The sequence below is a fragment of the Rhodococcus sp. AQ5-07 genome (assembly GCF_009707305.1).
Lineage (GTDB): Bacteria > Actinomycetota > Actinomycetes > Mycobacteriales > Mycobacteriaceae > Rhodococcus_F > Rhodococcus_F erythropolis.
In genome coordinates, this window is record NZ_CP046099.1 from 4982437 (window position 1) to 5004596 (window position 22160).

26 protein-coding genes are annotated in these 22160 nt (G+C 64.0%); 12 read left to right on the plus strand and 14 right to left on the minus strand.

Going from position 1 to position 22160, the window contains the following annotated elements:
• Window positions 1-31: 31 nt before the first annotated feature.
• Genes GJB56_RS23195 through GJB56_RS23210 form a run of 4 tightly spaced genes read left to right on the plus strand, consistent with a single transcriptional unit; the run spans window position 32 to window position 3532 of the window.
• Window positions 32-973, plus strand: a complete 942-nt coding sequence (locus GJB56_RS23195; protein WP_113683434.1) for a DUF4328 domain-containing protein — start codon at window positions 32-34, stop codon at window positions 971-973.
• Window positions 970-1734: a glycerophosphodiester phosphodiesterase gene (locus GJB56_RS23200; RefSeq protein WP_019746370.1), complete on the plus strand. Its 765-nt coding sequence runs from the start codon at window positions 970-972 to the stop codon at window positions 1732-1734. The genes GJB56_RS23195 and GJB56_RS23200 overlap by 4 nt, the downstream gene beginning before the upstream one ends.
• Before the next feature lie 11 nt (window positions 1735-1745).
• The gene (locus GJB56_RS23205) at window positions 1746-2660 is read left to right on the plus strand and encodes a DUF5926 family protein (protein WP_024487903.1); all 915 of its coding nucleotides are present in this window, start codon (window positions 1746-1748) and stop codon (window positions 2658-2660) included.
• 53 nt (window positions 2661-2713) lie between these two features.
• Window positions 2714-3532: an alpha/beta fold hydrolase gene (locus GJB56_RS23210; protein ID WP_003944129.1), complete on the plus strand. Its 819-nt coding sequence runs from the start codon at window positions 2714-2716 to the stop codon at window positions 3530-3532.
• On the opposite strand, the gene GJB56_RS23215 is transcribed toward GJB56_RS23210, so the two are convergent.
• Both GJB56_RS23215 and GJB56_RS23220 read right to left on the minus strand, forming a co-directional pair.
• A complete protein-coding gene (locus tag GJB56_RS23215) occupies window positions 3529-4074 on the minus strand; it encodes a ferritin (RefSeq protein ID WP_024487904.1) in 546 nt (181 codons plus the stop codon). The genes GJB56_RS23210 and GJB56_RS23215 overlap by 4 nt on opposite strands.
• A gap of 154 nt (window positions 4075-4228) precedes the next feature.
• Window positions 4229-5155 (minus strand): cation diffusion facilitator family transporter, encoded by a 927-nt coding sequence (locus GJB56_RS23220; RefSeq protein ID WP_019746373.1) that lies wholly within the window; start codon window positions 5153-5155, stop codon window positions 4229-4231.
• Window positions 5156-5334: 179 nt separating this feature from the next.
• Between GJB56_RS23220 and GJB56_RS23225 the strand changes: the two genes are divergently transcribed.
• Genes GJB56_RS23225 through GJB56_RS23235 form a run of 3 tightly spaced genes read left to right on the plus strand, consistent with a single transcriptional unit; the run spans window position 5335 to window position 7296 of the window.
• Window positions 5335-5964: a M23 family metallopeptidase gene (locus tag GJB56_RS23225; RefSeq protein ID WP_069146679.1), complete on the plus strand. Its 630-nt coding sequence runs from the start codon at window positions 5335-5337 to the stop codon at window positions 5962-5964.
• 28 nt (window positions 5965-5992) lie between these two features.
• A complete protein-coding gene (locus tag GJB56_RS23230; protein ID WP_019746375.1) occupies window positions 5993-6352 on the plus strand; it encodes a BlaI/MecI/CopY family transcriptional regulator in 360 nt (119 codons plus the stop codon).
• Window positions 6349-7296: a M56 family metallopeptidase gene (locus GJB56_RS23235; protein WP_113683435.1), complete on the plus strand. Its 948-nt coding sequence runs from the start codon at window positions 6349-6351 to the stop codon at window positions 7294-7296. Before GJB56_RS23230 ends, GJB56_RS23235 begins: the two co-directional genes overlap by 4 nt.
• Here GJB56_RS23235 and GJB56_RS23240 read toward each other — a convergent pair whose 3' ends face one another.
• Complete coding sequence (locus GJB56_RS23240) at window positions 7297-7941, minus strand: DsbA family protein (protein WP_021342427.1); 645 nt, start codon at window positions 7939-7941, stop codon at window positions 7297-7299.
• Between the two features lie 126 nt (window positions 7942-8067).
• Between GJB56_RS23240 and GJB56_RS23245 the strand changes: the two genes are divergently transcribed.
• Window positions 8068-8910 (plus strand): cytochrome c oxidase assembly protein, encoded by an 843-nt coding sequence (locus GJB56_RS23245; RefSeq protein WP_113683436.1) that lies wholly within the window; start codon window positions 8068-8070, stop codon window positions 8908-8910.
• Window positions 8911-8921: 11 nt separating this feature from the next.
• On the opposite strand, the gene GJB56_RS23250 is transcribed toward GJB56_RS23245, so the two are convergent.
• The 5 genes from GJB56_RS23250 to GJB56_RS23270 form a co-directional block, all read right to left on the minus strand.
• Complete coding sequence (locus GJB56_RS23250) at window positions 8922-9467, minus strand: ferritin (protein ID WP_020905744.1); 546 nt, start codon at window positions 9465-9467, stop codon at window positions 8922-8924.
• 37 nt (window positions 9468-9504) lie between these two features.
• Window positions 9505-9975: a hypothetical protein gene (locus GJB56_RS23255; RefSeq protein ID WP_113683437.1), complete on the minus strand. Its 471-nt coding sequence runs from the start codon at window positions 9973-9975 to the stop codon at window positions 9505-9507.
• A gap of 99 nt (window positions 9976-10074) precedes the next feature.
• Window positions 10075-11310, minus strand: coding sequence for an LCP family glycopolymer transferase (locus GJB56_RS23260; protein WP_020968096.1), 1236 nt, complete (start codon window positions 11308-11310; stop codon window positions 10075-10077).
• A 148-nt stretch (window positions 11311-11458) separates the two neighbouring features.
• Window positions 11459-12280: a CPBP family intramembrane glutamic endopeptidase gene (locus GJB56_RS23265; protein ID WP_113683438.1), complete on the minus strand. Its 822-nt coding sequence runs from the start codon at window positions 12278-12280 to the stop codon at window positions 11459-11461.
• 10 nt (window positions 12281-12290) lie between these two features.
• Window positions 12291-13070 carry a DUF2470 domain-containing protein gene (locus GJB56_RS23270; RefSeq protein WP_019746383.1) on the minus strand — a complete coding sequence of 260 codons (780 nt, stop codon included), beginning with the start codon at window positions 13068-13070 and terminating at the stop codon, window positions 12291-12293.
• Between the two features lie 139 nt (window positions 13071-13209).
• On the opposite strand from GJB56_RS23270, the gene GJB56_RS23275 reads away from it, so the two are divergent.
• Genes GJB56_RS23275 through GJB56_RS23285 form a run of 3 tightly spaced genes read left to right on the plus strand, consistent with a single transcriptional unit; the run spans window position 13210 to window position 15459 of the window.
• Window positions 13210-13848: a hypothetical protein gene (locus GJB56_RS23275; RefSeq protein WP_021334642.1), complete on the plus strand. Its 639-nt coding sequence runs from the start codon at window positions 13210-13212 to the stop codon at window positions 13846-13848.
• 31 nt (window positions 13849-13879) lie between these two features.
• Complete coding sequence (gene pheA / locus GJB56_RS23280; RefSeq protein ID WP_097388053.1) at window positions 13880-14794, plus strand: prephenate dehydratase; 915 nt, start codon at window positions 13880-13882, stop codon at window positions 14792-14794.
• Window positions 14791-15459: a histidine phosphatase family protein gene (locus GJB56_RS23285; RefSeq protein ID WP_019746386.1), complete on the plus strand. Its 669-nt coding sequence runs from the start codon at window positions 14791-14793 to the stop codon at window positions 15457-15459. Before pheA ends, GJB56_RS23285 begins: the two co-directional genes overlap by 4 nt.
• A 9-nt stretch (window positions 15460-15468) precedes the next feature.
• Here the strand turns inward: GJB56_RS23285 and GJB56_RS23290 are convergent, their stop codons facing one another.
• The 6 genes from GJB56_RS23290 to GJB56_RS23315 form a co-directional block, all read right to left on the minus strand.
• Window positions 15469-17571, minus strand: a complete 2103-nt coding sequence (locus GJB56_RS23290) for an acyltransferase family protein (protein WP_113683439.1) — start codon at window positions 17569-17571, stop codon at window positions 15469-15471.
• 40 nt (window positions 17572-17611) lie between these two features.
• Window positions 17612-18430, minus strand: coding sequence for an ESX secretion-associated protein EspG (locus GJB56_RS23295; protein ID WP_113683440.1), 819 nt, complete (start codon window positions 18428-18430; stop codon window positions 17612-17614).
• A complete protein-coding gene (locus GJB56_RS23300) occupies window positions 18430-19698 on the minus strand; it encodes a PPE domain-containing protein (RefSeq protein ID WP_069146672.1) in 1269 nt (422 codons plus the stop codon). The genes GJB56_RS23295 and GJB56_RS23300 overlap by 1 nt, the downstream gene beginning before the upstream one ends.
• 68 nt (window positions 19699-19766) lie before the next feature.
• Entirely contained in the window at window positions 19767-20066 is a 300-nt protein-coding gene (locus GJB56_RS23305) for a PE family protein (protein ID WP_046377729.1), read from the minus strand.
• Between the two features lie 133 nt (window positions 20067-20199).
• Window positions 20200-20550, minus strand: a complete 351-nt coding sequence (locus GJB56_RS23310; protein WP_070796765.1) for a metallopeptidase family protein — start codon at window positions 20548-20550, stop codon at window positions 20200-20202.
• 3 nt (window positions 20551-20553) lie between these two features.
• Window positions 20554-21660, minus strand: a complete 1107-nt coding sequence (locus tag GJB56_RS23315) for a septum formation family protein (RefSeq protein ID WP_019746391.1) — start codon at window positions 21658-21660, stop codon at window positions 20554-20556.
• Window positions 21661-21730: 70 nt separating this feature from the next.
• Between GJB56_RS23315 and GJB56_RS23320 the strand changes: the two genes are divergently transcribed.
• Window positions 21731-22126 carry an ankyrin repeat domain-containing protein gene (locus tag GJB56_RS23320; RefSeq protein WP_003945404.1) on the plus strand — a complete coding sequence of 132 codons (396 nt, stop codon included), beginning with the start codon at window positions 21731-21733 and terminating at the stop codon, window positions 22124-22126.
• The last annotated feature ends 34 nt before the right edge of the window (window positions 22127-22160 follow it).

Sequence of the window (22160 nt, forward strand, 5' to 3'; positions counted from 1 at the left end):
GTTACCGATACGGCGTGACAGAATCGAAGTTGTGAGTGTCGTTCAGGTCTGCGCCCGGTGCGCCGCACGCTGGCCCGTAGTCGGCGGCCCCACGCAGTGGTGCCCGCGCTGCAGCGGCGTCCTGCTGATCCCCACCCGCACCGAGATCTACCAACCACCCAACCGTCGTGGCTTCCGCTGGATCGCGCGCTCACCGTCCGACCCACGCGGCGTGGGGGACGCACCAGTGCGTCGTAGCCTCACCACCCCGCGCTACGACGCCGTCCCGCAGTGGGGACTGCAGGACGTCGTCGACACCTCACCGGTGCCGCCCTCGCGAGCGGACCGGATGGCCGACCGAGTCGGGCCGTTGCTGACACTCGCGACAATCCTCTACGGACTCGCTGTGTTCGCCGAACTGGGCAGATACGCGATCCTGGTGCGTAACCGCACCACGCTGATCCCGCAGTGGCTTCTCACGGTCTCCGACGCCGCCGTGTACTTCACTCAGTTGGGTGGACTGCTGATCTCGGTCTTCGCGGCTGTCGCCGGTGTCTGCTGGCTGCTTCGTCAGCGTCGTGAACACTTCGCAGGTGCCCGTGAATCAGATCCGCGCACAGCGTCGGAAGTGGTCGTCGGCTGCGCTGTGCCGATCCTCAACCTCGTGATGCCGGCGGTTTATCTCTTCGAGTTGGTCCGCCGCGATCCGCGCGGAACTCTGCTGGTGAAGATCTGGTGGGGCTTCTGGGGATTCAGCGCTCTGCTGCTGGTGGTCAACGCGTACTGGCGATCACGCCCGGGGATTCAGGCAATGGCCGACGGGGTTCTGCTGAACGCCTTCATCGCATTGGTCGCAGCCGTCACCGCGGCGTTGACGCTCGTCGTGATCCGACGGATCGAGCGCAGGGGTTGGCGCGGCGAACCCGAATCGGAAACTCGATGGGTGCCAGTGCCGCGCTCGGTGCTGGAAGAGAAGGAGACCGCTGCCCTGTGAGCCCAGATCGTCGAGGTCCACTCGTCGTTGCGCACCGAGGTGCGTCGGCTGCGCGGCCGGAGCACACCCTCGCCGCCTACGAACTGGCCCTCGAGGAGGGTGCCGACGGGCTCGAATGCGACGTCCGGCTCACCCGCGACGGGCACCTGGTCTGCGTTCACGACCGCAAGGTCGATCGCACCTCCAGCGGCACGGGGATCGTCAGCGAGATGACGCTCGATTCGCTGAACGCTCTGGACTACGGGTCGACGAGCGAACCGGCCGAACTGCTGACTCTCTCCGACCTCATCACCCTCGCCCTGGATTTCGCGCGGCCGGTGAAGCTGTTCATCGAAACCAAGCACCCAGTGCGATTCGGCGGCCTGGTCGAAGCAAAACTTCTCGCGGAACTGCACCGCTTCGGGATCGCGTCGCCGCCGTCGGCCGATCACTCTCGCGCGGTGGTCATGTCTTTCTCGGCTACTGCGGTCTGGCGAGTGCGCCGTTCGGCACCGCTGCTGCCGACGGTCCTACTCGGTGACGCGTCGCGATACCTCGGCGGTGGTGCGTCGACGGCTGTCGGCGCCACGGCGATCGGGCCGTCGATCAAGGCGTTGCGCGAACATCCCGATCTGGTCGATCGGGCTGCCGCTGCGGGTCGCGCGACGTACTGCTGGACCGTCGACGACAAGGCGGATGTGGACCTGTGTCGTGAGCTCGGGGTCAGTTGGGTGGCCACCAACCATCCCGGGCGCACGAAGCAATGGCTGGGCAGCGTGTAGATTTTGCCCTCGTGGCCAAGAAGAGCAAAAGAAACAGTGGACCGAAGCAGGGCAGCGCACGCGCAGAGAAGCTGGCGGCACGCCAAGCAGAGCGTGAAGCCGCTGCCGGCGCAGTGAACCGCCCGTTCGAGGGCCTTGCCGCCGAGTGCGATCTGGTCGCGCTGCGCGAATTCGTTCCGTCCGCCACGGCTCCGTTGCCGGTCATCGGCTCCGACCGTCCCGTCACGTTGGCGACGGTCCTCCCCGGCGCTGTTGCCGCCCTCGTCCGCGACGAGGGCGAGACGGCCACCGGATTTGTCGGTGTCCAGGTTCAAGCGCACTCTGCCGACCTCGGCGCAGACCTCGCCGCTTCGGTGAACTGGATCAAGGACGCGGCCCCCGGCGACGCGCTTTCTGCCGCGAACCCCGATTCCGAGACACCCGCCGTCACCGAGGTTGTCGATCCCTCGGCTCTGCTCGACATCACCGTGCACCAGAACTTCAACTGGTGGATTCCGGAAGGCGTCGAAACCGATCCTGAGGTTGCCGCCACCGTGCAGCACGCCAACTCGGCGATCATGCCCTCTGCACGCCTCGAAGGAGACGGCCTCGTTGCCGCGTGGTGGGTCGACGCCGGCGAGAAGGCGCACCTGCGTTGGGTCCGCCCCGAGAGCGAAGACGACCTGATGCTCGCGTTGGCGCGCGTGCACGCGACCGGTGGACTGCACCTGGGTGAGGGCTCGCGCTACGCAGGCTCGTTCCGCACCCACGGCCTGTTGGTCCCCGTCTTCGACCTCGACCGCGAAAAGCATGCAAACGAGTGGGTAGCGGCAACCGTCGAGCTCGGTGAGCGTCTTGCCGAGGCTCTGGCCGTCGACGCTCCACTGAACTCGGCCGAGCTGCGCTCGCGCGACGGCCTGCGCGGACGCCAGGTCACGCTGCGCTGATTTTTTCGCCAGAACTATAGGCGTTACGCAAAGTTACGGTTAATGTTGGCGGCATGACTTTGTCGCACGACATCTCCGGTAGCGGTCCCACGCTTGTGCTCGTCCATGGCATCGTCCATCGACGGCAGGCGTGGGATTCGCTTTTGGACCAGCTGACGCCGTATCGCCGTGTGGTCACGGTCGACCTGCCAGGTCACGGAGAGTCCCTGCTACCCGAACTCGGTCCGGACGTCATGGGACAGCTGATCGACGACGTCAGTGAGTTCGTCAAGGAAGTGACTCCGGCGGGGGAGCGCGCCCACGTCGCCGGAAACTCACTCGGCGGATGGATTGCACTCTCGCTGGCAGCGCGCGGAGACGTCGCGTCGGCGACAGCTCTTTCGCCGGCCGGGTTCTTTGTCAATCACCTCGATCAGGTGCGGGCGATCAACACGTTCCGTGCACTGCGCGGCACGGCCAAGCTCATGGGTGATGGTCTGCCACGTGCATTGCGGTACAAGCTGATTCGCTATCCGGCGCTCGCCGCGTTCTTCGCTCATCCGAGTCATGTCGGCTATGCGGCGGCGTTGGCCGACTGCCGTTCGCTCGTGTCCAACGAACTCGTCGATCTCGGTCTCGAGATGGACTTCGTATTGCCGCCCATCGTGGATCCCACTGTGCCGGTGACGGTTGCGTGGGGTCGACGCGATCTCATTCTGCCCGTGTACCAAGCGCAGCGCGTGAAAAAGCCTTTCCCGCAGGCGAAGTTGATGGTTTTGCCCGGACTCGGGCACGTACCGATGACAGATGCCCCCGAGCTGATCAGTTCGATCCTGCTGGCAGGAAGCGAACCGTTCGGCTCGAGGGCAAAATCCGTGAGTGCTGCAGGCTAGATGGTTCCGCCTGCTGCGTTCGGCGCACCGGTGGTGTCACCGACGGTGCTCATCTCGCGGGACACGAAGTCTTCGAGGTCGAACAGGTTGGCGCCTGCGCGGTCCGCGATGGTGAGAAGTGTTGTCATGCTGGCAACTTCCTCGACCTGCTCCTTGAGGAACCACTGCATGAACTGCTCGCCGAGGTAGTCGCCTTCTTCGCGGGCAGTGCTCGCGAGCTGGACGATCTGCTCGGTGACCGTCTTCTCCTGCGTCAGCGCGAGGGCGATGGGCTCACGGGCATCCTTGAAGTCGGCCTTCGCGGCGTCGACGCCGGTGAGTTCGACGTTGATGTCGCGATCGAGGAAATACTGAACGATCATCATGGCGTGGTTACGCTCTTCCACAGCCTGCTTGTAGAAGTGCTTTGCCAGCTGTGGCAGGTCCGCATTGTCGAAGTAAACCGCTGTCGCGATGTACTGATGCGAAGCGTTGAACTCGTTGCGAATCTGGTCTCGGAGTAGTGCGTGGAATTTGGTCATGTGAGTCTCCCCAGAAGTCATGAATTCCAAGATAGTGCAGGTCAGAGGCCCTGTCATCCCAGTCTGACCTTATTGTGGTAAGCGTTCCCAAACTAAAGAAGACCTAATTTCTTTTCGAATTCGGTGCGGTTATCCATTGGCTCGAAAGCGAATGTTTCATTTAGGAATGTCCTTTTCACCAGGCGAGTTCCGTGCATTTACCGTCACTTCCCTGGAGTTCCACCTGCACGGTGGCGTGCTCCAGTTCGAATACCTCGGCCAGCAAGGTTTGGGTGGCCGCGAGCACCGTAGTGGGATCGGCGTCACTGGCCGCGGTGACGTGAACGGAAGCAACTTCCATCCCCGAGGTGAGTGTCCAGACGTGCAGATCGTGCGCGTCGACGACTCCCGGGAGTGTGTTGATCTTCTCGAGTATCGAGGTGACGTCGATGCGATCGGGAGCCTGCTGGAGCAGGATGCGGACGGCATGGCGGCCCAGGTTGAAGGCGCGCGGCAAGACGAAAAGGCCGATGGCGACGCCGATGACGGGGTCGGCGTAGCGCCAACCGAAAGCGAGCGTGACCAAGCCGCTGACGAGGACGCCGATGGACCCGATCATGTCCGCCATGACTTCGAGGTAGGCGCCGCGGATGTTGATGCTTTCCTTCGCGCCGCTGCGGAGCATCAGGAAGGCGATGACGTTCATCGCCAAACCGACGACGGCGACTATCGCGACGGGGAGGCCCGGAACCTCGGGCGGATCCGAGAATCGGCTGGCAGCCTCGTAGAGCACCCACCCGGCGACTGCGAAGAGCAGGATCGCATTGGCTAGTGCCGCAAACACTTCCGTGCGGTACATGCCGAAAGTGCGATCCGGGCGCCGTGCTGCGCGCTGTGCGACGAGGATCGCGGCGAGCGCCATGAAGATGCCGAAGATGTCGGTGAACACGTGCGCCGAGTCCGAAAGCAGCGCCAGTGACGAGGTGAAGAAGCCGACCGTCACCTGCAGCACGAACGTCACCAACCCGAGGCCGGCGGCGATCCACAGTTTGTTGACATGCTTGCCGCTGTTGCTGGTCGCAGCCTCGGCGGGAGAGATTCCGTGCCCGTGTCCGTGTGACATCGAAGGTCCTTTCGTCGACGTCAGCCTAGACACATATGCATATATGCGCAATAGTGCATGTCTTAAAAACTATGCAACATAGTTGTAAGGTGGCGGCGTAGACCTTCATTTGTCATCGACGCGAGGACCGAGAAGTGGGAAGACATCGAAAATCCGAGCCGATCAGACCCGGCGGGCGCATGGCAGCGGTTTCCGTGGCGACGGGCGCAATCCTGGCGTCCGGCACTTCCATCGGGCACGCATCGCCGCTTCCAGTTGCAGCGGAAGGTCCAGCGCTGGTGTCGGTGCCGGAGATACTCGACCTTGTTCGGACGACGGATCTTGCCGGGATAGCCGAACAACTCGGTAAAACGAGGCAACTCGAAGCCCAACGGGCGGCGTTGGCGTACGAGGCAGAAAAGCCGCGGGTGATGGCCCCCGTCAGCGGGACGATGACGTCCAACTTCGGTCCACGCTGGGGAACAACCCATTACGGTCTCGACATCGCAAATTCGATTGGTACGCCCATCGTCTCGGCGACCGACGGTGTTGTGATCGAATCCGGTCCCGCCGCGGGATTCGGGCTCTGGGTCCGCATCCAGCAGGACGACGGGACCGTCGGCGTCTACGGGCACATCAACGAGGCGCTCGTGGTTGCCGGTCAGAAGGTGCGGGCGGGTGAACTGATCGCGACCGTCGGCAATCGTGGACAATCGACGGGACCGCACCTGCACTACGAGGTGTGGCAATCTGACGGGCAGAAGACTGATCCGCTCGCGTATCTGAATTCCCGGGGCGTGTCGTTCGGGGAGAAGGCCGCGAGCGGCTGAAGTTCTGTCACGACGCGATGGAGGAGCAATGCAGGGGCTGGGCGGACTCGAAGCCGAGGTCATGGATGTGCTCTGGCAGTCCGACGACGCGCTCTCGGTCAAGGATCTGGTCGAGATCTTGGGTGAGCGTCGACAACTCGCGTACACCACCATCCTGACCGTCGTGACTCATCTCTACGACAAGGGCTGGGTGAGTCGTGAGAAGAAGAGTCGCGCCTACTTCTATCGGCCGAGTCGCAGCCGTGAAGAGGCCACATCCAGGGCACTGCGCGAATTGTTGGACAGCAGTTCCGATTCCGCTGCCGTGCTGTTGCACTTCGCGAAGACAATGACGGACGCTGAGAACGAGGCCCTGCGCCGAGGACTTTCCGGGGAAGGTGCGCAATGACACTGGCCTTGCCGATGCTTCTCGGTGCGGTATTCGTCGGATTTTTGGTTCCGAGAGCGTTACGGGCCGTTTCCTCGACGTTGTCACCGACGGTGCTGCTCGCGGCGTGGCTCGGCAGTATGGCGTCGGCTCTGTATCTCGCTCTCTCCGCGGTCTTGGTTCTGGTGTGGCCGAGCCACGCGCCGGTCGAGGGGCTGGTCGACGGTATCGCTCGGTGTTTCAGCGCCTTCGCGCACGGCACGAGTTCATGGGTGGGTGAACTGATCACCGGCACAGCCGTTGGTGTGGTGGGTTTGACCGCTGTTCGGATCGTGCTGGCCGGCCGCAAACAGGCACGTGAGCACGCGAGAGTCCGAGATTTCCATCGTGATGTTCTCTCGATCGTCGCGCGCCGCGACAACTCGGAGTCCGACGTGTTGTGGTTGGATCATCCGCTGCCGATGGCCTACAGTGTCGCCGGAAAGCCTGGATTTGTTGTTGCGACACAAGGCTTGTCATCCGCTCTTACCGGGGGCGAGCGTGACGCGGTCCTCGCGCACGAGCGTGCGCACCTGAGCGGCGGTCATCACCGAATCGTCGGTGCCTGTGAAGTCTTGGCCGCTGTTCTGCCGGGAGTGCCGTTGTTCGCGGCGGCACCTGCTGCCGTCGGCGCGATCGTGGAACTGTCGGCGGACCGGCACGCCGCTCGCGTCACCAGCCCGGCTGCAGTGCGTTCCGCCCTTGCCGTGGTGTCGAAATCGCCGCTTCCTCAGCCGGACTGGAGTTTGGGCGATCGCGGCGGCGCGACCGCAGTGCGATTGCGTTCCCTGGTCGACGGCGACGTGGCGTCGCCTCGGCGACTGACCTGCGCGGTCGCGGCGTGCGTGCCGGCGGCCATCACGACGGCCGTTGCCGCAGCCGTGACGGTGGCCGTCTCCGCCGGTATCTGCGCTGTTCTGACCTGATCATTGCTCCAAGGCTGAGTCGATCTGGGCTTTCAGATCTTCGTAGCTCGGCATCTGGGCCAGCTTCACGTCGTTGAGGAACAGCGTCGGGGTGCCCTGGACGCCAAGGCGTTTGCCCTCGTTGAAGTCGCGCTCGACCCGCTCGCGGACGCCGCGGCTGCTGAGGTCGGATTCGAATCGGGTCATGTCCAGGCCGAGATCTTGTGCGTAGGAGCGAAACAGTGCCTCCTGCGATTCGGCGGATTCACCCCACTGCGACTGAGTCTCGTACATCCGTTGATACATCTCGACGAACTTGCCCTGGCGAGATGCGGATTCGACGACCTGCGCCGCGAGAGTGCTGTTGGTGTGACTCGGAATCGGAAAGTATCTGATACCGAATGTGATTCGATCCTCGTACTCGGCTCTGATTCGCTCCATCGTCGGGTACAGCGCGAGGCAGGCCTCACATTCGAAGTCGAGGAACTCGACAAGATTCACTTTGTCGTCAGCGGCCGAGGTCAATCGGTACGCGTCGTCGGTCAGGACGGCGGTGGATTGTGCTGCCCGATCGGTGCTCTCGTTGTCCGCCCTGATCGGATCGACGGTGATGAACGTGATCAGTGCTACCGCGAACAATGCGATCAGGGCGGCGGATATCTTCATGCTTCTGGACACTGCTGTTTACCTTGACCTTCCGTCGATTACTTAAATACTATCCAACATAGTATTTAGGTGTAGAGTCGACGGTACCCGAAAGGATTCGAAGGAGGGTTCGCCCGTGAATCGGAGGTGAACGGTCTGGCGCCGCCGTCGATCGGACAGATGTTGACCTGGGACTCCTCGTCCCTGTCACCTCTTGTTCTACTGGGAGCTGTTCTGGCGCTTTGGTATTGGTGGTCAATGCACCGTGTGCGTGCGCGGGGACGGCTATGGCCCTGGTATCGAACTGCATGTTTTCTGGCCGGGTGCTTGCTGTTGATCGCCGTGACCGGTTCGAAGGTCGAAAGTTACGGGAACGAACTCTTCAGTGTCTGGATGTTCCAGCATTTGACGCTCTCGATGGCGATCCCGCCGCTGTGGGTGCTGGGCTCGCCAGGACTGCTGCTACTGCGTTCGACGTCGCATCGAGGTCCCGGGAGAAATGTTCTGGCGCTTGCACTATCGGCATTGCGCAGCCGTCCGGCGGCCGGACACGTCTTTCTCGAAATCTTCTTTCTCACCAGCGGTCTGCTCTTCATCATGCCCGTGCTCGCCACCGGACCACTGCCGGTGCGGCAAAGCTATCTCGGCCGGTGTTTCGACCTTTTCGTGGAGATGCCGCTGCACGTGTTCATCGGAGTCGTCCTCATGATGGCGACAAAGCCGCTGCTGACCACGTTCGTGAATCCGCCTCCCGAGTGGGGCGTGGACGTGATGCAGGACCAGCAGTTGGCCGGTGCCCTTGCGTGGTCGTACGGTGAGCCCGTCGCGCTGGTGGTGGTCGTGATCTTCGCGATGCGCTGGAACCGGGACGACAAACGGATGAATGCCGCCCAGGACCGCCGCGCCGAGATCGACGGCGACAGTGATCTGGAGGCATACAACAACTTCCTCAGATCACTGAGTGCCGCCGAGCGGCCGGAGACTCGGTAGGCCGGTGGCCCTCAGACGCCGCCGCCGGCGGGCGTCGGCGCCATTGCGTCGGCAGCTGCCGGTGTGTTCATCTCGCGTGCGACAAACGTTTCGAGGTGGAAGAGGTTGTCGCCGGCGCGGTCGACGATGGTGAGAAGTGTTGTCATGCTTGCAACTTCCTCGACCTGCTCCTTGAGGAACCACTGCATGAACTGCTCGCCCAGGTAGTCGCCGGTATCGCGCGCGGTGCGCGCCAACTGCGTGATCTGCTCGGTGACCGTCTTCTCCTGCTCGAGTGCCAATTCGACCGGGGCACGGACGCTGTCGAACTTCGTCACGACGTCGTCGACACCCGGTACGTCCACGTCGAGGTCGTTGTCGAGCAGGTACTGGATCATCATCATCGCGTGACCGCGTTCCTCGGTGGCCTGGCTGTAGAAGCGCGCGGCCATCTGCGGAAGATCGTGTGCATCGAAGTACACCGCTACCGCGATGTACTGCTGCGATGCAGTGAACTCGTTACGGATCTGCTGACGCAGCAGAGTGGTGAATTCGCTCGAGTTCTTCGCCTGTGTCATCCCAACAGATTACTGGGTCGGCGGCACGGACAGGGAGCTACTTGTTGTCGAGCTGATCGATGATGAAGTCGAGAGTTTCCGGCCGGTATCCGTAGACGAACGAGTCCTTTTCGCCGACGTACCAGTCGCCGCACTGAAAAGAACTGCCCTTCTCGACCCCTGTCGGCCACCACTGTGCGGACAGCGATGCCGGACGAGTTTCGACGGTAGGTCGTGCGATGCAGCTGTTGTGATCTATCTCCGTGATGTTCGCAGTCATTCGCAGGATGCGTTCGTTGCCGGTGGTGCGGATGACCTCGTCGATACCCGTCGCGCCGGCGGGAACCCAACTCGGCAGTGTGTCGATTCCGTTGGATGCTTGTGCAAAAGAGAAGGTTTCGGTTTTCTTGTATGCCTTCGACTCGTCGAACTTGTCGAAGGTGCCCGAGCAGGACGTGGCCAGTGAAGCCGCTCCGGCCGAGGCGGCGATGACGGCGGCAGTGCGGAATCGGCGGTGTGCTGTGTTCATACCTTCACGGTATTTTTCCGCCGGCCGTTCCGCGTCCTGCCGGAAAGCGATTTGTTCGCTCGGCCTGTCCTCCCGGGGTACTACCGAAACTCAGGGCAATCACCCCGTGGTGATCAGATCCTGCGGAATCTGCTGATCGTTGGCCAGGGCGTCGAAGAACTGCGAAGCGCGTGCCTTGTCCCACAACAACACGTTGCCCGACCCGTCCACGTCCTCGAAACCGGCGACCGGAACCGTCGTGGTGGTCATCCCGCCGCGAAGCGCCCAGGCGAGTGAGGCCAGATTCCAGATGTGATCGCCCTCGTCGACCTGCAAAGACTTGGCCGTATCGGAGACGAGCGGCCACAACCGGAACGGATTGAGGAACGTACTCGGACTCGTCGCCTTCGACAGCAACGCCGACATGAACTGGCGCTGGTTGTTCATGCGGTCGAGGTCGGCGAGCGCGGTTGCTCGGGTCCGTACGAACCCGAGTGCATCCGAACCCTTCAAGTCCTGGCATCCGGCGGGGAGGTTGATTCCGGCCAGCGGATCGTCGATCGCCTGCGTCAGGCATACATTGACGCCACCGACGGCGTCGACGATGCCGGCGAACCCGCTGAATCCGATCTCGGCATAGTGGTCGATGCGAAGTCCGGTTGCCTCCTCGACGGTCTGCACCAGCAAGGGGGCACCACCGAAAGCGAAGGCGGCGTTGATCTTGTCCGAGCCGTAGCCGGGAATCGGAACGTACGAATCGCGAGGGATGCTGACCATGGTCGTCTTCCCGCTCTTGGGAACGTGGACCAAGATGACCGTGTCAGTGCGCTTGGGGCCGGTGTCACCACCTGTCGCAAGCGCTTGCTCCTGCTCGGGTGTGAGCCCCTCACGACTGTCGGAGCCGACGATCAGCCAGTTCGTGCCCGGAGTATCGGCGACGCGTCCCGCGTAGTCGGGCAGCGCGTCGATTCGATTGAGCGAACTGTCGACGTAATAGACCGCGCCGGCCAGCGCGAGCAGCAAGACCAACAACGTGATGCCGATACGTTTACCCCAGCTGCGACGCTTGCGTGGGCGTCGCTGCTTCGGGGGTTCAGGAGGGCGAGGCGGGGCGTTCGGCGGGGTTCGGCGCGGCGGCGCGGGTGCGTACTTCGCCTGGCGTTGCGGATCCTGACGCGGCGGCCCCTGCCTGCGGGGGTCGTCCTGGAACGGCTGCGGGCGTTGGGTCGGCGCCCAGTCCTCACGCCTGGGTTGCTGCGGCGCTTCTGGTGGGACCTGTGACCAGGCCTGATTGGCCGGATTCTGCTGCGGTGGACGTCCGTCGCGGCGAATGACCGTCGGCCCTTCGGGCGGCATCGGTGGGCGCCGCTGCGGGGGTGGGCCCTGACGGGGTGGCATCGGTCCACGCGGGGGCGGCTGGCGCCGCGGAGGTGGCCCTGGCGGCTGGCGCCGCGGAGGGCGCTGAGGATATTCGGAGTCGCCGGTCACCAGTTCACGGTACCGGTCACGGCAGCCAGGAGACGTGATCGCGCAGGAGGGCGTAACCGATGAACGCCACCATGTCGATGAGCGCGTGGGCGATGATCAGCGGCCACAGCTTGCCGGTGCGCTGCCAGTATCGACCGAACACGAGCCCCATGATCACGTTTCCCACACCGCCGCCGAACCCTTGGTAGAGGTGATAACTACCGCGCAGGAGTGAGGACGCGAGCAGAGATTTGTTCTCGCTCCAGCCGAGTGTTCGGAGGCGAGTGATCAGGTAGGCGACGACCAGTACCTCTTCGGCGCCCGAGTTCGCGATCGCGGACAGTACGAGGATCGGAACCCGCCACCAGTGGTCGTCGAGCGCGCTGGCTTGGACGGTGAGGTTGATGCTCAGTGCCTGAGCGACGAGGTAGAACAAGAGTCCGGGGAGGCCGATCACAGCGGCGAGGCCGAATCCCGGAGCTATGTCGCGACCGAATCGAGGTTTGGGAGTCAGGCCCGCAGCACGTGGACCGATCCCCGAACGCCACAGTAGATAGAGTCCCAGCGCTGCCCACGCGAGAAGCTTTGCGACGCCCAGTAATTGGCGCGCCAGGTCGATCCAGTAGATGGCGGCCCGCGACGGGTTGAGTGCAACCGTCTGATCCGAGAGCGCAACCGGCGTCGCCAAGGATTCGGCGAGCGAAAGGATCCCGGACAATCCGCTGAGCCCGAAGGTGACCAGCAGAACGATAGTGATCTCGATCCGGATTCCGCGTCTGGCGGCGGGATCGAGTTCCGGGTCCGTTCGAACGGGAGACGGCGGCCGTAACCAGGTGCGGACGGTTTCGCGGGCATTCACCCGCGCAACGCTAGCCGTTTGCAGCGCCACCCGATCGGAGGCCGTTGAGGAAAGGGCACCCGACCAGCATTCGGATGGCGCGGCTCAGCGCGGGAGCGTCGTCGACGGGGTTGGCGAACGGCATCCACACGTCGCGGTCGCCGGTGTGATCCTCGACCCGCAGGCGCAGTCCGTAGCGGTCGATGCCGAGTGGGCGAACGCGTCCGGTGCGCATGTACGGGGGAAGCTTGCGCACGAGCAGGTCCACGAGATCGCGGTGGTCTTCGTCGAGATGCTGCAGCCACGCCGTCTCCATCTCCCAGAAGGGATCGGGGCTGGCGTTCAGCAGTTCGTCCACGGCGACGGGCTCTGCCCCCGTCGAGTCGGCGACAACGGCCGAGGCCAGGCTCAGGCGAAGGAGGACCGAGGTGTGGCCGATGTCGAGGAGCCCCGGATGGGGGTGTTCGGATGCGACGTCGTCGGCGAGAACGCGTGCCTCGTAGTCGGGCACGGCGTGTAACGAGCCGCGAAGCCACACGAGGGAGCGCACGGGCTCACGCAGACGCAGTGGTGCGTGATCGGTGATCTCGAGGACGGCAGGCAGTCCGCCGCCGCCGGAGTTCCAGGCCAGGGCCGCAGCTGCGGAGGCATGTGGGACTGCAACGACGACGTCACCGTTCGAACGCAGGTGATGCACCGACGTGACGGTGGGATCGCTGCCTTCGATGGCGAGAACTGCGTCCTGTGCGCGCACACAGGCGCTGCGGACGCGTTCGGCGGTGGACGGGCCGGTGCTGGTCTTCGTTGCCATGCTGCCCCCTTGGCGGGTGTTCTCTCGAACTCCATCGGATGATGAGGTAACCCTAACCTAAGGCGCTTCGGTGTGAATCGCAAGACTTTTGCGCAACTCGCGTGGAATCCGCCGCCTGCGTCGGGGTTACGGTTTGTCTGTGGCCATTCCTCTTTCACTCGGGCTGCCCGCCCCGAGAAACTCGCGCGGACTCCTCGAAGCACTCTTTCTCCCGGTCGTTCCGGCGTCGGCGCTGATCGGTGGCGAAGCAGCAGGCCGGGTTGTCGTCCGCCTCGATATCGATCCGGAAGAACTGCGCGCGGACACGGAAGCGTCGTACGAGGCCGTCCGTTTCGACGTCGACGTCACCACCGACCAGATCGACGACGCGATCGCGCTACGTCTGCCCGCTCCGCTCGCGGTGTACGTCGACGGCGGCGAAGAGGATCTGACACCCGCCGAAGCGGCGCTGCGCCTGTGCGAAGGTGGACGGATCCCCGGACTCGCCGCCGGTCGCACGCCCACCGAAGTGGCTGATTTCCTGGCGGTACTCGCGCACGAGTCCGTCGGTTTCGTAGCCCGCGCAGCCGACGGCGACGAGGTGATCGCCCTACTGTGTGGCACCGTCGCTGCACTGCGCGGCGACGACGTGCGCGCCGCGATAGTCGATCCGAAGCCCGAAAAACTCGCCGCGCTGATCCCGGAAGCCGCATCCGCGATGCGCGAGGTGCTGCTCACGATCGAGGTCGCGGATCTGCCTGCGGTGGAAACGGCTCTGCGTGCCGCGGGTTTGCAGTGACCGGCGTGGGTCGATGCGTAATCTTTTAGGCGTGCCAAGAATCGCGTATTTCGGTCCGTCGGGAACCTTCACGGAGATAGCTCTCGCCCAGTTGGAGGCTGAGGGCGCGTTCGGCGAAACCGTCGAGCGAGTACCGGCCGGCAGTCCGCCGGCGACTCTCGACATGGTTCGCGACGGTTCCGTGGACGGGGCCGTAGTTCCCTTCGAGAACTCGGTGGAAGGCGGCGTAGCTCCGACGCTCGATTCACTCGCTCTCGGTTCGCCCCTGCAGATCGTCGCCGAAACCGATCTGGACGTGAGTTTCTCCATCCTGGTTCGGGCCGGGACCACCGCCGACCAGGTCCGCACGATCGGCGCGTACCCGCATGCGGGCGCACAGGTCCGCGGTTGGATCTCCGAGCACCTGCCCCAGGCCGAGGTTGTGTTGGCCTCGTCCAATGCCGGTGCGGCGCTGGACGTGCAGGCCGGAACAGTCGATGCCGGTGTCTCCACGGCTTTGGCCGGTCAGATGCTCGGACTCGACAGCCTGGCGGACAACGTCGCCGATGTGGGCGGCGCCCGTACACGCTTCGTGCTGGTCACCAAGCCGGCTCCGGTTCCCGAACGGACCGGTGCCGATCGGACCGCGCTGGTGCTTCACCTCGACAACGCTCCCGGCTCCCTGGTGCGCGCACTCTCCGAATTCGCCGCTCGCGGTATCGATCTGACTCGGATCGAATCACGTCCGATGCGAACGGAATTGGGTACGTACCGGTTCTTCGTGGACTGCGTCGGACACGTCGAGGACTCGCTGGTGGCCGAGGCGATGCGTGCACTGCATCGCAAATCCGGAGTCCGCTTCCTGGGGTCGTGGGCGACAGCGAATTCGACCGGGCCACAACCTCCTTCGGACGAAGAAGCGATTCGGTGGATCGACGAACTCAAGCATGGAGGGGGAGAACGATGACCGGAAGGCTCATCCTCGTTCGGCACGGTCAGACGGAGGCGAATGTCGCCAAACGTCTCGACACCGCTCTGCCCGGAGCAAAGCTCACGCCGGAAGGGTTGGCGCAGGCCGAGACGTTGGGCATCGGTCTGGCTTCGGCGCCTCCTCTGGCGCTCGTATCGTCCTTGGCTTTGCGTGCCCGGCAGACCGCAGGTTTTGTGGAGCAAGCCGCCGGCGTATCCCTGGATGTGCGGGACGGACTGCACGAGGTCCAGGCCGGTGACCTCGAGGATCGCACCGACGAGGCCGCGCACCGACTGTTCATGGAGACGTTCCATCACTGGCACACCGGCAACCTCGGCGCTCGCATTCCCGGCGGTGAAACGGGATACGACGTCCTGGAACGGTACGTCCCCGTCGTCAATGCGCTGCGCGAAGAATTTCTCGAAGGCTCACGAGACGGCGGCGACATCGTCGTGGTGAGTCATGGTGCTGCGATTCGTCTTGTCGCCGCCCAGCTTGCCGGTGTCCCCGGACTGTTCGCAGCCAACAACCACTTGGCCAACACCGAGACCGTCGAACTGTTGCCCTCAGCTGATGGCGGCTGGGAGTGCCTACGCTGGGGAGCCGTCAACCCGCCGTTCGAGCACCGACTCATCCCCGGCGCCGACGACGTGATGGGCTGACGGACTGCTTCACCACCAACCGGTCTGGACGCTCAGTTGGCGCCCGAGTTCAGCGGAAAGTGTGCTCACGTAGCTGGCTGTCAGGTGGTGGGAATCGTGATACACCAACACATTTCCCTCCACGACGCGGCACAATTCCGGTCCGCACACACCGTCGCTGAGGTCGAGTAGACGGACGTTGGTCAGATCGGCAATTGCCGACGGCGCCGGATTGACGTCGCTGAGCATTTCGGACCGTGGCATCGCGCAGTGATCGGGTGACGTGGTTGTCGCCAGACAGTCGATCGCGCGGTAGGCGACGCCGTCGTGGTGCAGCCAGGGGGTATCGCGAATGGCGAGTACGTCGATACCGTCGCGCTCCAGTTCCTGCCAGACGTGAACGTACGATTCGGGCGTCACGTCACCAGGGCCGTCGGAACTCGGCCTGGTCGCCGTCGTGAACACGAAATCGGGTGAGGCGTCGGCCAACTCGGTCAGCACTCCACGCGACCAGTCGACACAATCCGGATAGTCGTTGTCCGACAACGTCTGCATGGAGTCGACGGTGAGCGGGCAGCCCATCTTCAGATACGTGTCGACGCGGAACCCGTGACTCTTGCCGAGTTCGTCGAGCGCAGTGAGCCAGTGCTCGGAGTGCGAACCACCCGCGAGCGCGATGGTTCTGTCTGCATCGGCGTCGCCATAGGTGCAGTGGACGACGTCCCGCTCGAGAAAATCGGCGATACAGCCGTCGAGCGTACTGGCCGGAAGGTCCAGTGGCGCATCGAAGATCGAGGGAACCATCGACGCCTTGGGTACTTCGGCACCGTCGGTGAGCGCGAGTGCGCCGGGATGGGTCGGGAGGTCGAGGGTGTCGACCGCCCGCTGGCCCGTCGTCTGGCTGCTCGCGTACGACTGCCAGGCGACCGAAGCGGCGAGGACCGCGGCAGCGGTGACGACGCATGCCAGGACGGTATACCGGCGCGAGCGGCCTCCGCGCTCCACCGGAACCTCGACCAGGCGCCGGAGTGCAAGCGCCCCCGCGACGGAGAGGGCGATGATCAGTGCCCCGCCGAGCAGGCCGGCTTCGGGGCGTCCGGAGATCACGAGTGCAAACACCAGAATCGGCCAGTGAATCAGGTACAGCGCGAATGCGAACGAGCCGAGCCACGTCAGTGCCGGATGGGCGAGCGTCTTCGACGTCCAAGGTGTGTCGTCGCCGACTCCGGACAGTATCAACGCAAGAGTGGCCAGCACCGGTACCAGCGCCCACGGGCCGGGGAACTGCTGGGCGCCGTCGAGCACTATGCCGCACAACAGGATCGACGAAAGCCCCGCCCAGCCGATCGTCGCTCTGACCGAGAACGGCAGGGATGCGATCTGCCGACTGCGCGTGCTGGTCATCAGAACGGCCAGCAGACCACCGAGGGCCAATTCCCACAACCTGGCGCCGGAGTCGTAGTACGCCCAGGCTTGGTGACGCGAAGATTTGGCGAGTGCGTAGAGAAAAGATCCTGCGGTCAGAACCAGAAGGGTGACCGCGAGTGACGGGCGGAAATAGTTGGGATTCACGCGTGAAGCCACATAAGCGATCACGGAGACGAGTGCGATGGCCAGGAGATAGAACTGACCTTGCACGGCCATCGACCACAGGTGCTGCTGGGGAGTGACCGAGCCGTCGGCGGCCAGGTAGTCGCTTGCGGTGCTGGCGAGCTGCCAGTTCTGGAAGAACCCAAGCACCGCGATCAGTTGATCGCCCAGATCGGCCCAGCGTGTGCGTGGCAGCAGCAACGCGGTCCCCAGTGCGGTCAAAATGCTGACCACCGCGATAAGGGGGAACAGCCGCAGAAACACCCGCCGCAGTGCCGGGACCGGGTTGAGTGAACCCCCGGCTTCGGCGCGTCGAACCAGTGAGCCGACGAAGAAGTATCCGGACAGAACCAGGAAGACGTCCACCCCGCCCGATACCCGTCCGAACCACACGTGGAATACGACCACCAAACCGATGGCGAGGCCACGCAGTCCGTTCAGGTCTTGTCGGTGCGGTGTTGTTGCCCGTTCTTCGTTCGGCCGGTCGATCGTGGCGACCGAGCCTTGTTCGCCCGGTGACGACGGTTGACGCGAGAACTGCATGCTGAAGTAAGGCTCCGGGCGTTGAAGGGACGCCTCGAGGTTACCCGGAAGTCTCCGGCGTCGATTCCTCGAGTTCGGTTACCAGCGCGTTCACGGCTTGTCGCAGGCGATGCGGTGTTCCGGAACTGATGGACGTCCACTCGGTGCCGTCGGCAGCCCGAGTAGTCGAACCCACGAGCCGGCCGGCCAAGGTGTCGTACACAGTCACTGCGCCGGTCATGAGCGTCGTCGCTCCCAAACTGTGTGGTATTCCAACCAATTCGGCGAAGGCGGTGCATGTGACGATTGCGCTACCCAGTTGGCGCGCGTCGGCTTCGGGTATCCCGGCGTTGATCAAGGCCGAGGTCACGCTGTCTGCATCCGGGCCGGCGCCGAATGCCAGGCTGAGCATCTCGGTCGGTGCGTTGATCACGGCAATCGGCATTGCTTCGGCGCTGCCGAGCGCGGTGACGACGGGTGCAGCTGGTTCGGCGGTGACGCTGCACAATGCGAACGAAGAATCGGTTGAAGTTGCTTCGACACAAAGGAATTCGCCCTGTGCGACGCAGAGGCGTGAAATCCTTCCACCGACATGCCGACGCAGCGCCAACTCCCACTTGGGGTGGGTCAGGACGCGTAGGCGGGCACTGAGTTCGTGATGGATCTCCCCGCCGGGGAGGAGATCGCGCTCGGAGAGTGAATCTGCCGCGGACTGCATCGCCATACGGTGAGCGCTCGCACCGGCGTGAACCGTCGCGCCACCGAGAACCACGGGAAGCGCATCGAGCCCGAGTCGCTCACGTACATAGTCGATTTCGTCCTGTGAGAAGGCGACGACAGGCAAATTCCACCCATCAGGTGAGGTGCCGAGGTCCACCATCAACGCTCTGCAGTTTCGAGTGCGCCACCGATCACGGACGGGATGACTGTTCGGCCGTCGGCGAAGTGCTCGAAGTGCTTCAGATAATCAGGTGTGTCGTGCTCGGTGTCGTCTTCAGATTGGGCCGCATGACGGCCGCCGGCGATCGGCGCAGATCCGCCTGCGGTTCGGGCCGGATCCACTTTGACGGTATCGACGGTGCCCTGAACCGGCGAGGTCACGGGGTTCTGGCGCGCGGCGCTCTGGCCGGTGGAGGGATCCGGAAGAGCGTGCCGGCCGGTGCTGCTGCTCGACGACGAGCCCGCGAATGCTCCGGCTCCGGTGGTCGCGGAAGCTGCGCTGACCTGTGCCGTTGCCCGACTTGCCGACGGGGTGCCGAACAGTGATGGTGTGGAAGCGCCGAGTCTGGCGCCACCGAGCCCTGCGCCACCGAGCCCTGCGCCGCCCAGTCCGGTGAGTCCTGCTCCGGCCGTCGCGAGAGTTGATGCGGCAGTGGTGGCGCCCGTGACGGCGGTGGTCGCGGCACTGACGGCGGCCGACGCTCCACCGGAGATGGCACCGGCCTGTGAGGCAGCGGCGGCAAATACCGGGTTGGAAACTACGGATGCGACAGCAGCGGTTGCGGCGCGCACGGGATCCGCGATTACGTCAGCGAGCGTTGATGCCGCTTGCGCGACGGACTGTCGTGCGGCGTTGCCTGGGCTTTCGGCCGAAGCGGATGCCCCAGCTGTGGGTTCCGCGATGGACGGTGGTGAATCGAAGTTCTGCTGCACGGCCAGATGCGTCGTTGCGGCGTCGTACGTTTCCATCGTCACCGCCGCTCGAATTTTGAGAGCTTCTTCGGCAGCCTCGGCGGCAGCGGCACCGCCGACCAGGGCCCCGCCGATGGAGTACGCGGCGACCTTGGCCGCTTGAACCGCCGCGATCTCCGCCAGGGACGGCATGGCCAGGGTGGCAACGGTGTAGGAACCGGACTGCACTTGGGCTTTACCAGCGGTTTCTCCCGCGAGCAGCGCGGCCGAGGCAGCCCATTCCTGGAACGGTGCGAACTTGCTCAACGCGGCATCCGCGGCTTCTCCTGACCACCCGGTGCGAAGGTCCGCCATCACGCGAGAGATGGACGCAGCGGTGTCGGTCAGTCCGGACGACACGGTGGACCAGGCCCCGGCCGCCACACCGAGAGGGACCGGCCCGGCCCCGGCGACCAGTGCTGCGGAGTTGGGTGCTGCGCCCCGTGGATACCAGATGACGCCGGTGATGCCGACCATTGTTCTTCCCCCCAGGAAGTGTGACTGTGTTGCCGAGTTGCCGAGTTACCGAGTTCGATTTCTGTCGATCAGATCGGTGCGACTGCCAGGCTGGACTTGGTGAGCTGGTCTTCGAGCTCGTAGGCAGCTGCATTCTTGCGCAGAGCTGCCGCAGCCGCGGTGAGCTCCTCGATTGCCCGATCGGTGGACGAGGCAAGGCTGCCCGAGATGGTGTTGAAGTAATTTGCCGCGCTACCGGACACTTCTTCGGATCCGGCTGGGAGAACGCGTAGCGTCGGCTGCGCAGTAGAGACGATTCCGCGCAATCGCGTCGCCGCAGACTCGAGTTCCATTGCGGCGGCAACTAGGGCTTGAGGGTCGACGTACATAGTGCCGAACTCCTTCCTGACCAGGGCGGATAAGTGGCCGGGAGGTCGTGCACACAGCCGTAGAAATCCCCCCGCACATAGTTTGATGCATACCGGCCGCTTTTGGTTCCCCCGAAATCGGACGACTTTGCCCTCAGCCCCAGCCGAGTTCGTGCAATCTGTCTTCTTCGATGCCGAAGTAGTGCGCGATCTCGTGGATGACGGTCACGGCAACCTCGTGAACAACCTCGTCCTCGGATGCACAGATGTCGAGTATCGAATCGCGGAAAATAGTGACCGTGTCCGGCAGGTACCCACCGTAATGAGAATCCCGCTCGGTCAGAGCGACGCCCTGATACAAACCGAGCAGCCCCGGTTCTGCCTCGTCACGTGCTTCGACAAGCACCACGACGTTGTCGATGGCCTTGGCAAGTTCGGGCGGAATCAGATCGAGCGCCTCGCCGACCAGTTCCTCGAACCGGTCGGGCGTCATAGTCACCGTCATGGCTTACGACGGCGGAGCTGCGCCGGGCAACGGCGTCGGCAGCGACCGACCTTCCGGTGCAGCGGGTGGCGGGACCGGAGCGGCGCCGTTGATCAGGATTTCGCCCTTGGCGCTTCCGGTGATCGCGGCAAACCCGCCGGTTTCGACCTCTTTGCCGATCGAACAATTGACTCGGCGGCTACCGGCCAACCAGCTTTCCAGTGAAATGTTGTCCCAGAACAGCGTCAGCGTCTTGTCGCGAAGCGCGTCTGCGGAACCAAGGTACTCGTTGGACGCCTGAGTGCAGACGCCCTCGAGGTAACGGTCCTGATCTTCGACCGACGGCATTGCGCCCGGGAATTGAGTGCCGAGGTCGATCACCGAAATAACCTCGTATGCATGCGGTTTCGCGCAATCGACCGGATCGGTCGGGAGGTTCTGGTTGATGCCGATGCACGTGCCGACGTCCCACACGTTCGACTGGTCCTGGTCCGCCACGCGGCCCACGAACGGTTGTAGTTCGCCGGTCGTGGTCGAGAACTGCAAGCCGCAACGCAGTGCGCGCTCGCCCGAAGCCCAACCCGATTCGCTCGGGAACATCAGGCCGACGCTGAACTTGCCCTTGGGATCGAACTTCGAATCGAGGTAGGACATGACGATGGGTGTGCAGTGCTCGTCGCGGAGTTCGGCGAATCGAAGGGCGCCCGGGTACCGGGAACCGGGGCCGAACTCGGCGCCGGGGAACACCGAGAGGTCGAGTGGTCCGGCAACCTCGAAGCGGTGTTCAGTTCCGCACTGAACCTTCGACATGTCCGTGCGGTCCCCGCCCGACTCGGTCGCAGGCGTCCAGTTGAGGCAGTCGCCGGCCGCAGCCGCGGTGAAGGCGTCGTCGCGAGTAGATCCCGTCGCTGCTGGACCGCCACCACTGACACTGACCGAGGACGAGTCGTCCTTGTTCAATCCACCGGAAATCGCGATCGTTGCGATCGCGGCGACCACCGCACCTACCGCCACAGCAGCCAGGACCCGACGGGTGCGACTCGCTGAGACAGTTTTCTTCGCCGGCGTCCCCTGGGGATCTGCCGGATCTGGCGACTTCTCGATCTTGTCTTCGGACATCGATTCCATCATGCCTGTTGCCGTGGCGATATCGAACCTTCACTACAAAACTCACAAACGCGTCTGTGAGTATTTTGTAGTCATGAGCGAAAACACCCCACTCGATCCCGAGGCCGTCGAGCTGGCGGGCCGGCTCTTCGACATGGCACGAACCGGCGACGCGGCCGGGCTGGCGTCGTACGTCGATGCTGGAGTTCCCGTCAATCTGACCAACGAGAGTGGCGACACGCTCGTCATGTTGGCGGCGTATCACGGTCACGCTGACGCCGTCGTTGCCTTGATCGAGCGCGGCGCCGACGTCAACCGGCCCAACGACAAGAACCAGACACCCCTCGCCGGAGCCGTCTTCAAGGGCGAGGATGCGGTGGTGAAAGCGCTGGTGAGCGGGGGAGCCGACCCGAAAGGTGGACACCCGACTGCCGTCGACGCGGCTCGGATGTTCGGACGCGAGGACTACCTGAGTCTGCTCGAATCGTGATCTCTCCCTCTCCGACATGGACGTGACCGTCGGC

Excerpts from the sequence above, each read along its gene's own strand:
- GJB56_RS23210 (WP_003944129.1), top strand. The coding sequence starts at position 2,714 with ATGACTTTGTCGCACGACATCTCCGGTAGCGGTCCCACGCTTGTGCTC.
- GJB56_RS23215 (WP_024487904.1), bottom strand. The coding sequence starts at position 4,074 with ATGACTTCTGGGGAGACTCACATGACCAAATTCCACGCACTACTCCGA.
- GJB56_RS23220 (WP_019746373.1), bottom strand. The coding sequence starts at position 5,155 with ATGTCACACGGACACGGGCACGGAATCTCTCCCGCCGAGGCTGCGACC.
- GJB56_RS23225 (WP_069146679.1), top strand. The coding sequence starts at position 5,335 with ATGGCAGCGGTTTCCGTGGCGACGGGCGCAATCCTGGCGTCCGGCACT.
- GJB56_RS23230 (WP_019746375.1), top strand. The coding sequence starts at position 5,993 with ATGCAGGGGCTGGGCGGACTCGAAGCCGAGGTCATGGATGTGCTCTGG.
- GJB56_RS23235 (WP_113683435.1), top strand. The coding sequence starts at position 6,349 with ATGACACTGGCCTTGCCGATGCTTCTCGGTGCGGTATTCGTCGGATTT.
- GJB56_RS23240 (WP_021342427.1), bottom strand. The coding sequence starts at position 7,941 with ATGAAGATATCCGCCGCCCTGATCGCATTGTTCGCGGTAGCACTGATC.
- GJB56_RS23250 (WP_020905744.1), bottom strand. The coding sequence starts at position 9,467 with ATGACACAGGCGAAGAACTCGAGCGAATTCACCACTCTGCTGCGTCAG.
- GJB56_RS23255 (WP_113683437.1), bottom strand. The coding sequence starts at position 9,975 with ATGAACACAGCACACCGCCGATTCCGCACTGCCGCCGTCATCGCCGCC.
- GJB56_RS23260 (WP_020968096.1), bottom strand. The coding sequence starts at position 11,310 with ATGCCGCCCGAAGGGCCGACGGTCATTCGCCGCGACGGACGTCCACCG.
- GJB56_RS23270 (WP_019746383.1), bottom strand. The coding sequence starts at position 13,070 with ATGGCAACGAAGACCAGCACCGGCCCGTCCACCGCCGAACGCGTCCGC.
- GJB56_RS23285 (WP_019746386.1), top strand. The coding sequence starts at position 14,791 with ATGACCGGAAGGCTCATCCTCGTTCGGCACGGTCAGACGGAGGCGAAT.
- GJB56_RS23290 (WP_113683439.1), bottom strand. The coding sequence starts at position 17,571 with ATGCAGTTCTCGCGTCAACCGTCGTCACCGGGCGAACAAGGCTCGGTC.
- GJB56_RS23295 (WP_113683440.1), bottom strand. The coding sequence starts at position 18,430 with ATGGTGGACCTCGGCACCTCACCTGATGGGTGGAATTTGCCTGTCGTC.
- GJB56_RS23300 (WP_069146672.1), bottom strand. The coding sequence starts at position 19,698 with ATGGTCGGCATCACCGGCGTCATCTGGTATCCACGGGGCGCAGCACCC.
- GJB56_RS23305 (WP_046377729.1), bottom strand. The coding sequence starts at position 20,066 with ATGTACGTCGACCCTCAAGCCCTAGTTGCCGCCGCAATGGAACTCGAG.
- GJB56_RS23310 (WP_070796765.1), bottom strand. The coding sequence starts at position 20,550 with ATGACGGTGACTATGACGCCCGACCGGTTCGAGGAACTGGTCGGCGAG.
- GJB56_RS23315 (WP_019746391.1), bottom strand. The coding sequence starts at position 21,660 with ATGATGGAATCGATGTCCGAAGACAAGATCGAGAAGTCGCCAGATCCG.
- GJB56_RS23320 (WP_003945404.1), top strand. The coding sequence starts at position 21,731 with ATGAGCGAAAACACCCCACTCGATCCCGAGGCCGTCGAGCTGGCGGGC.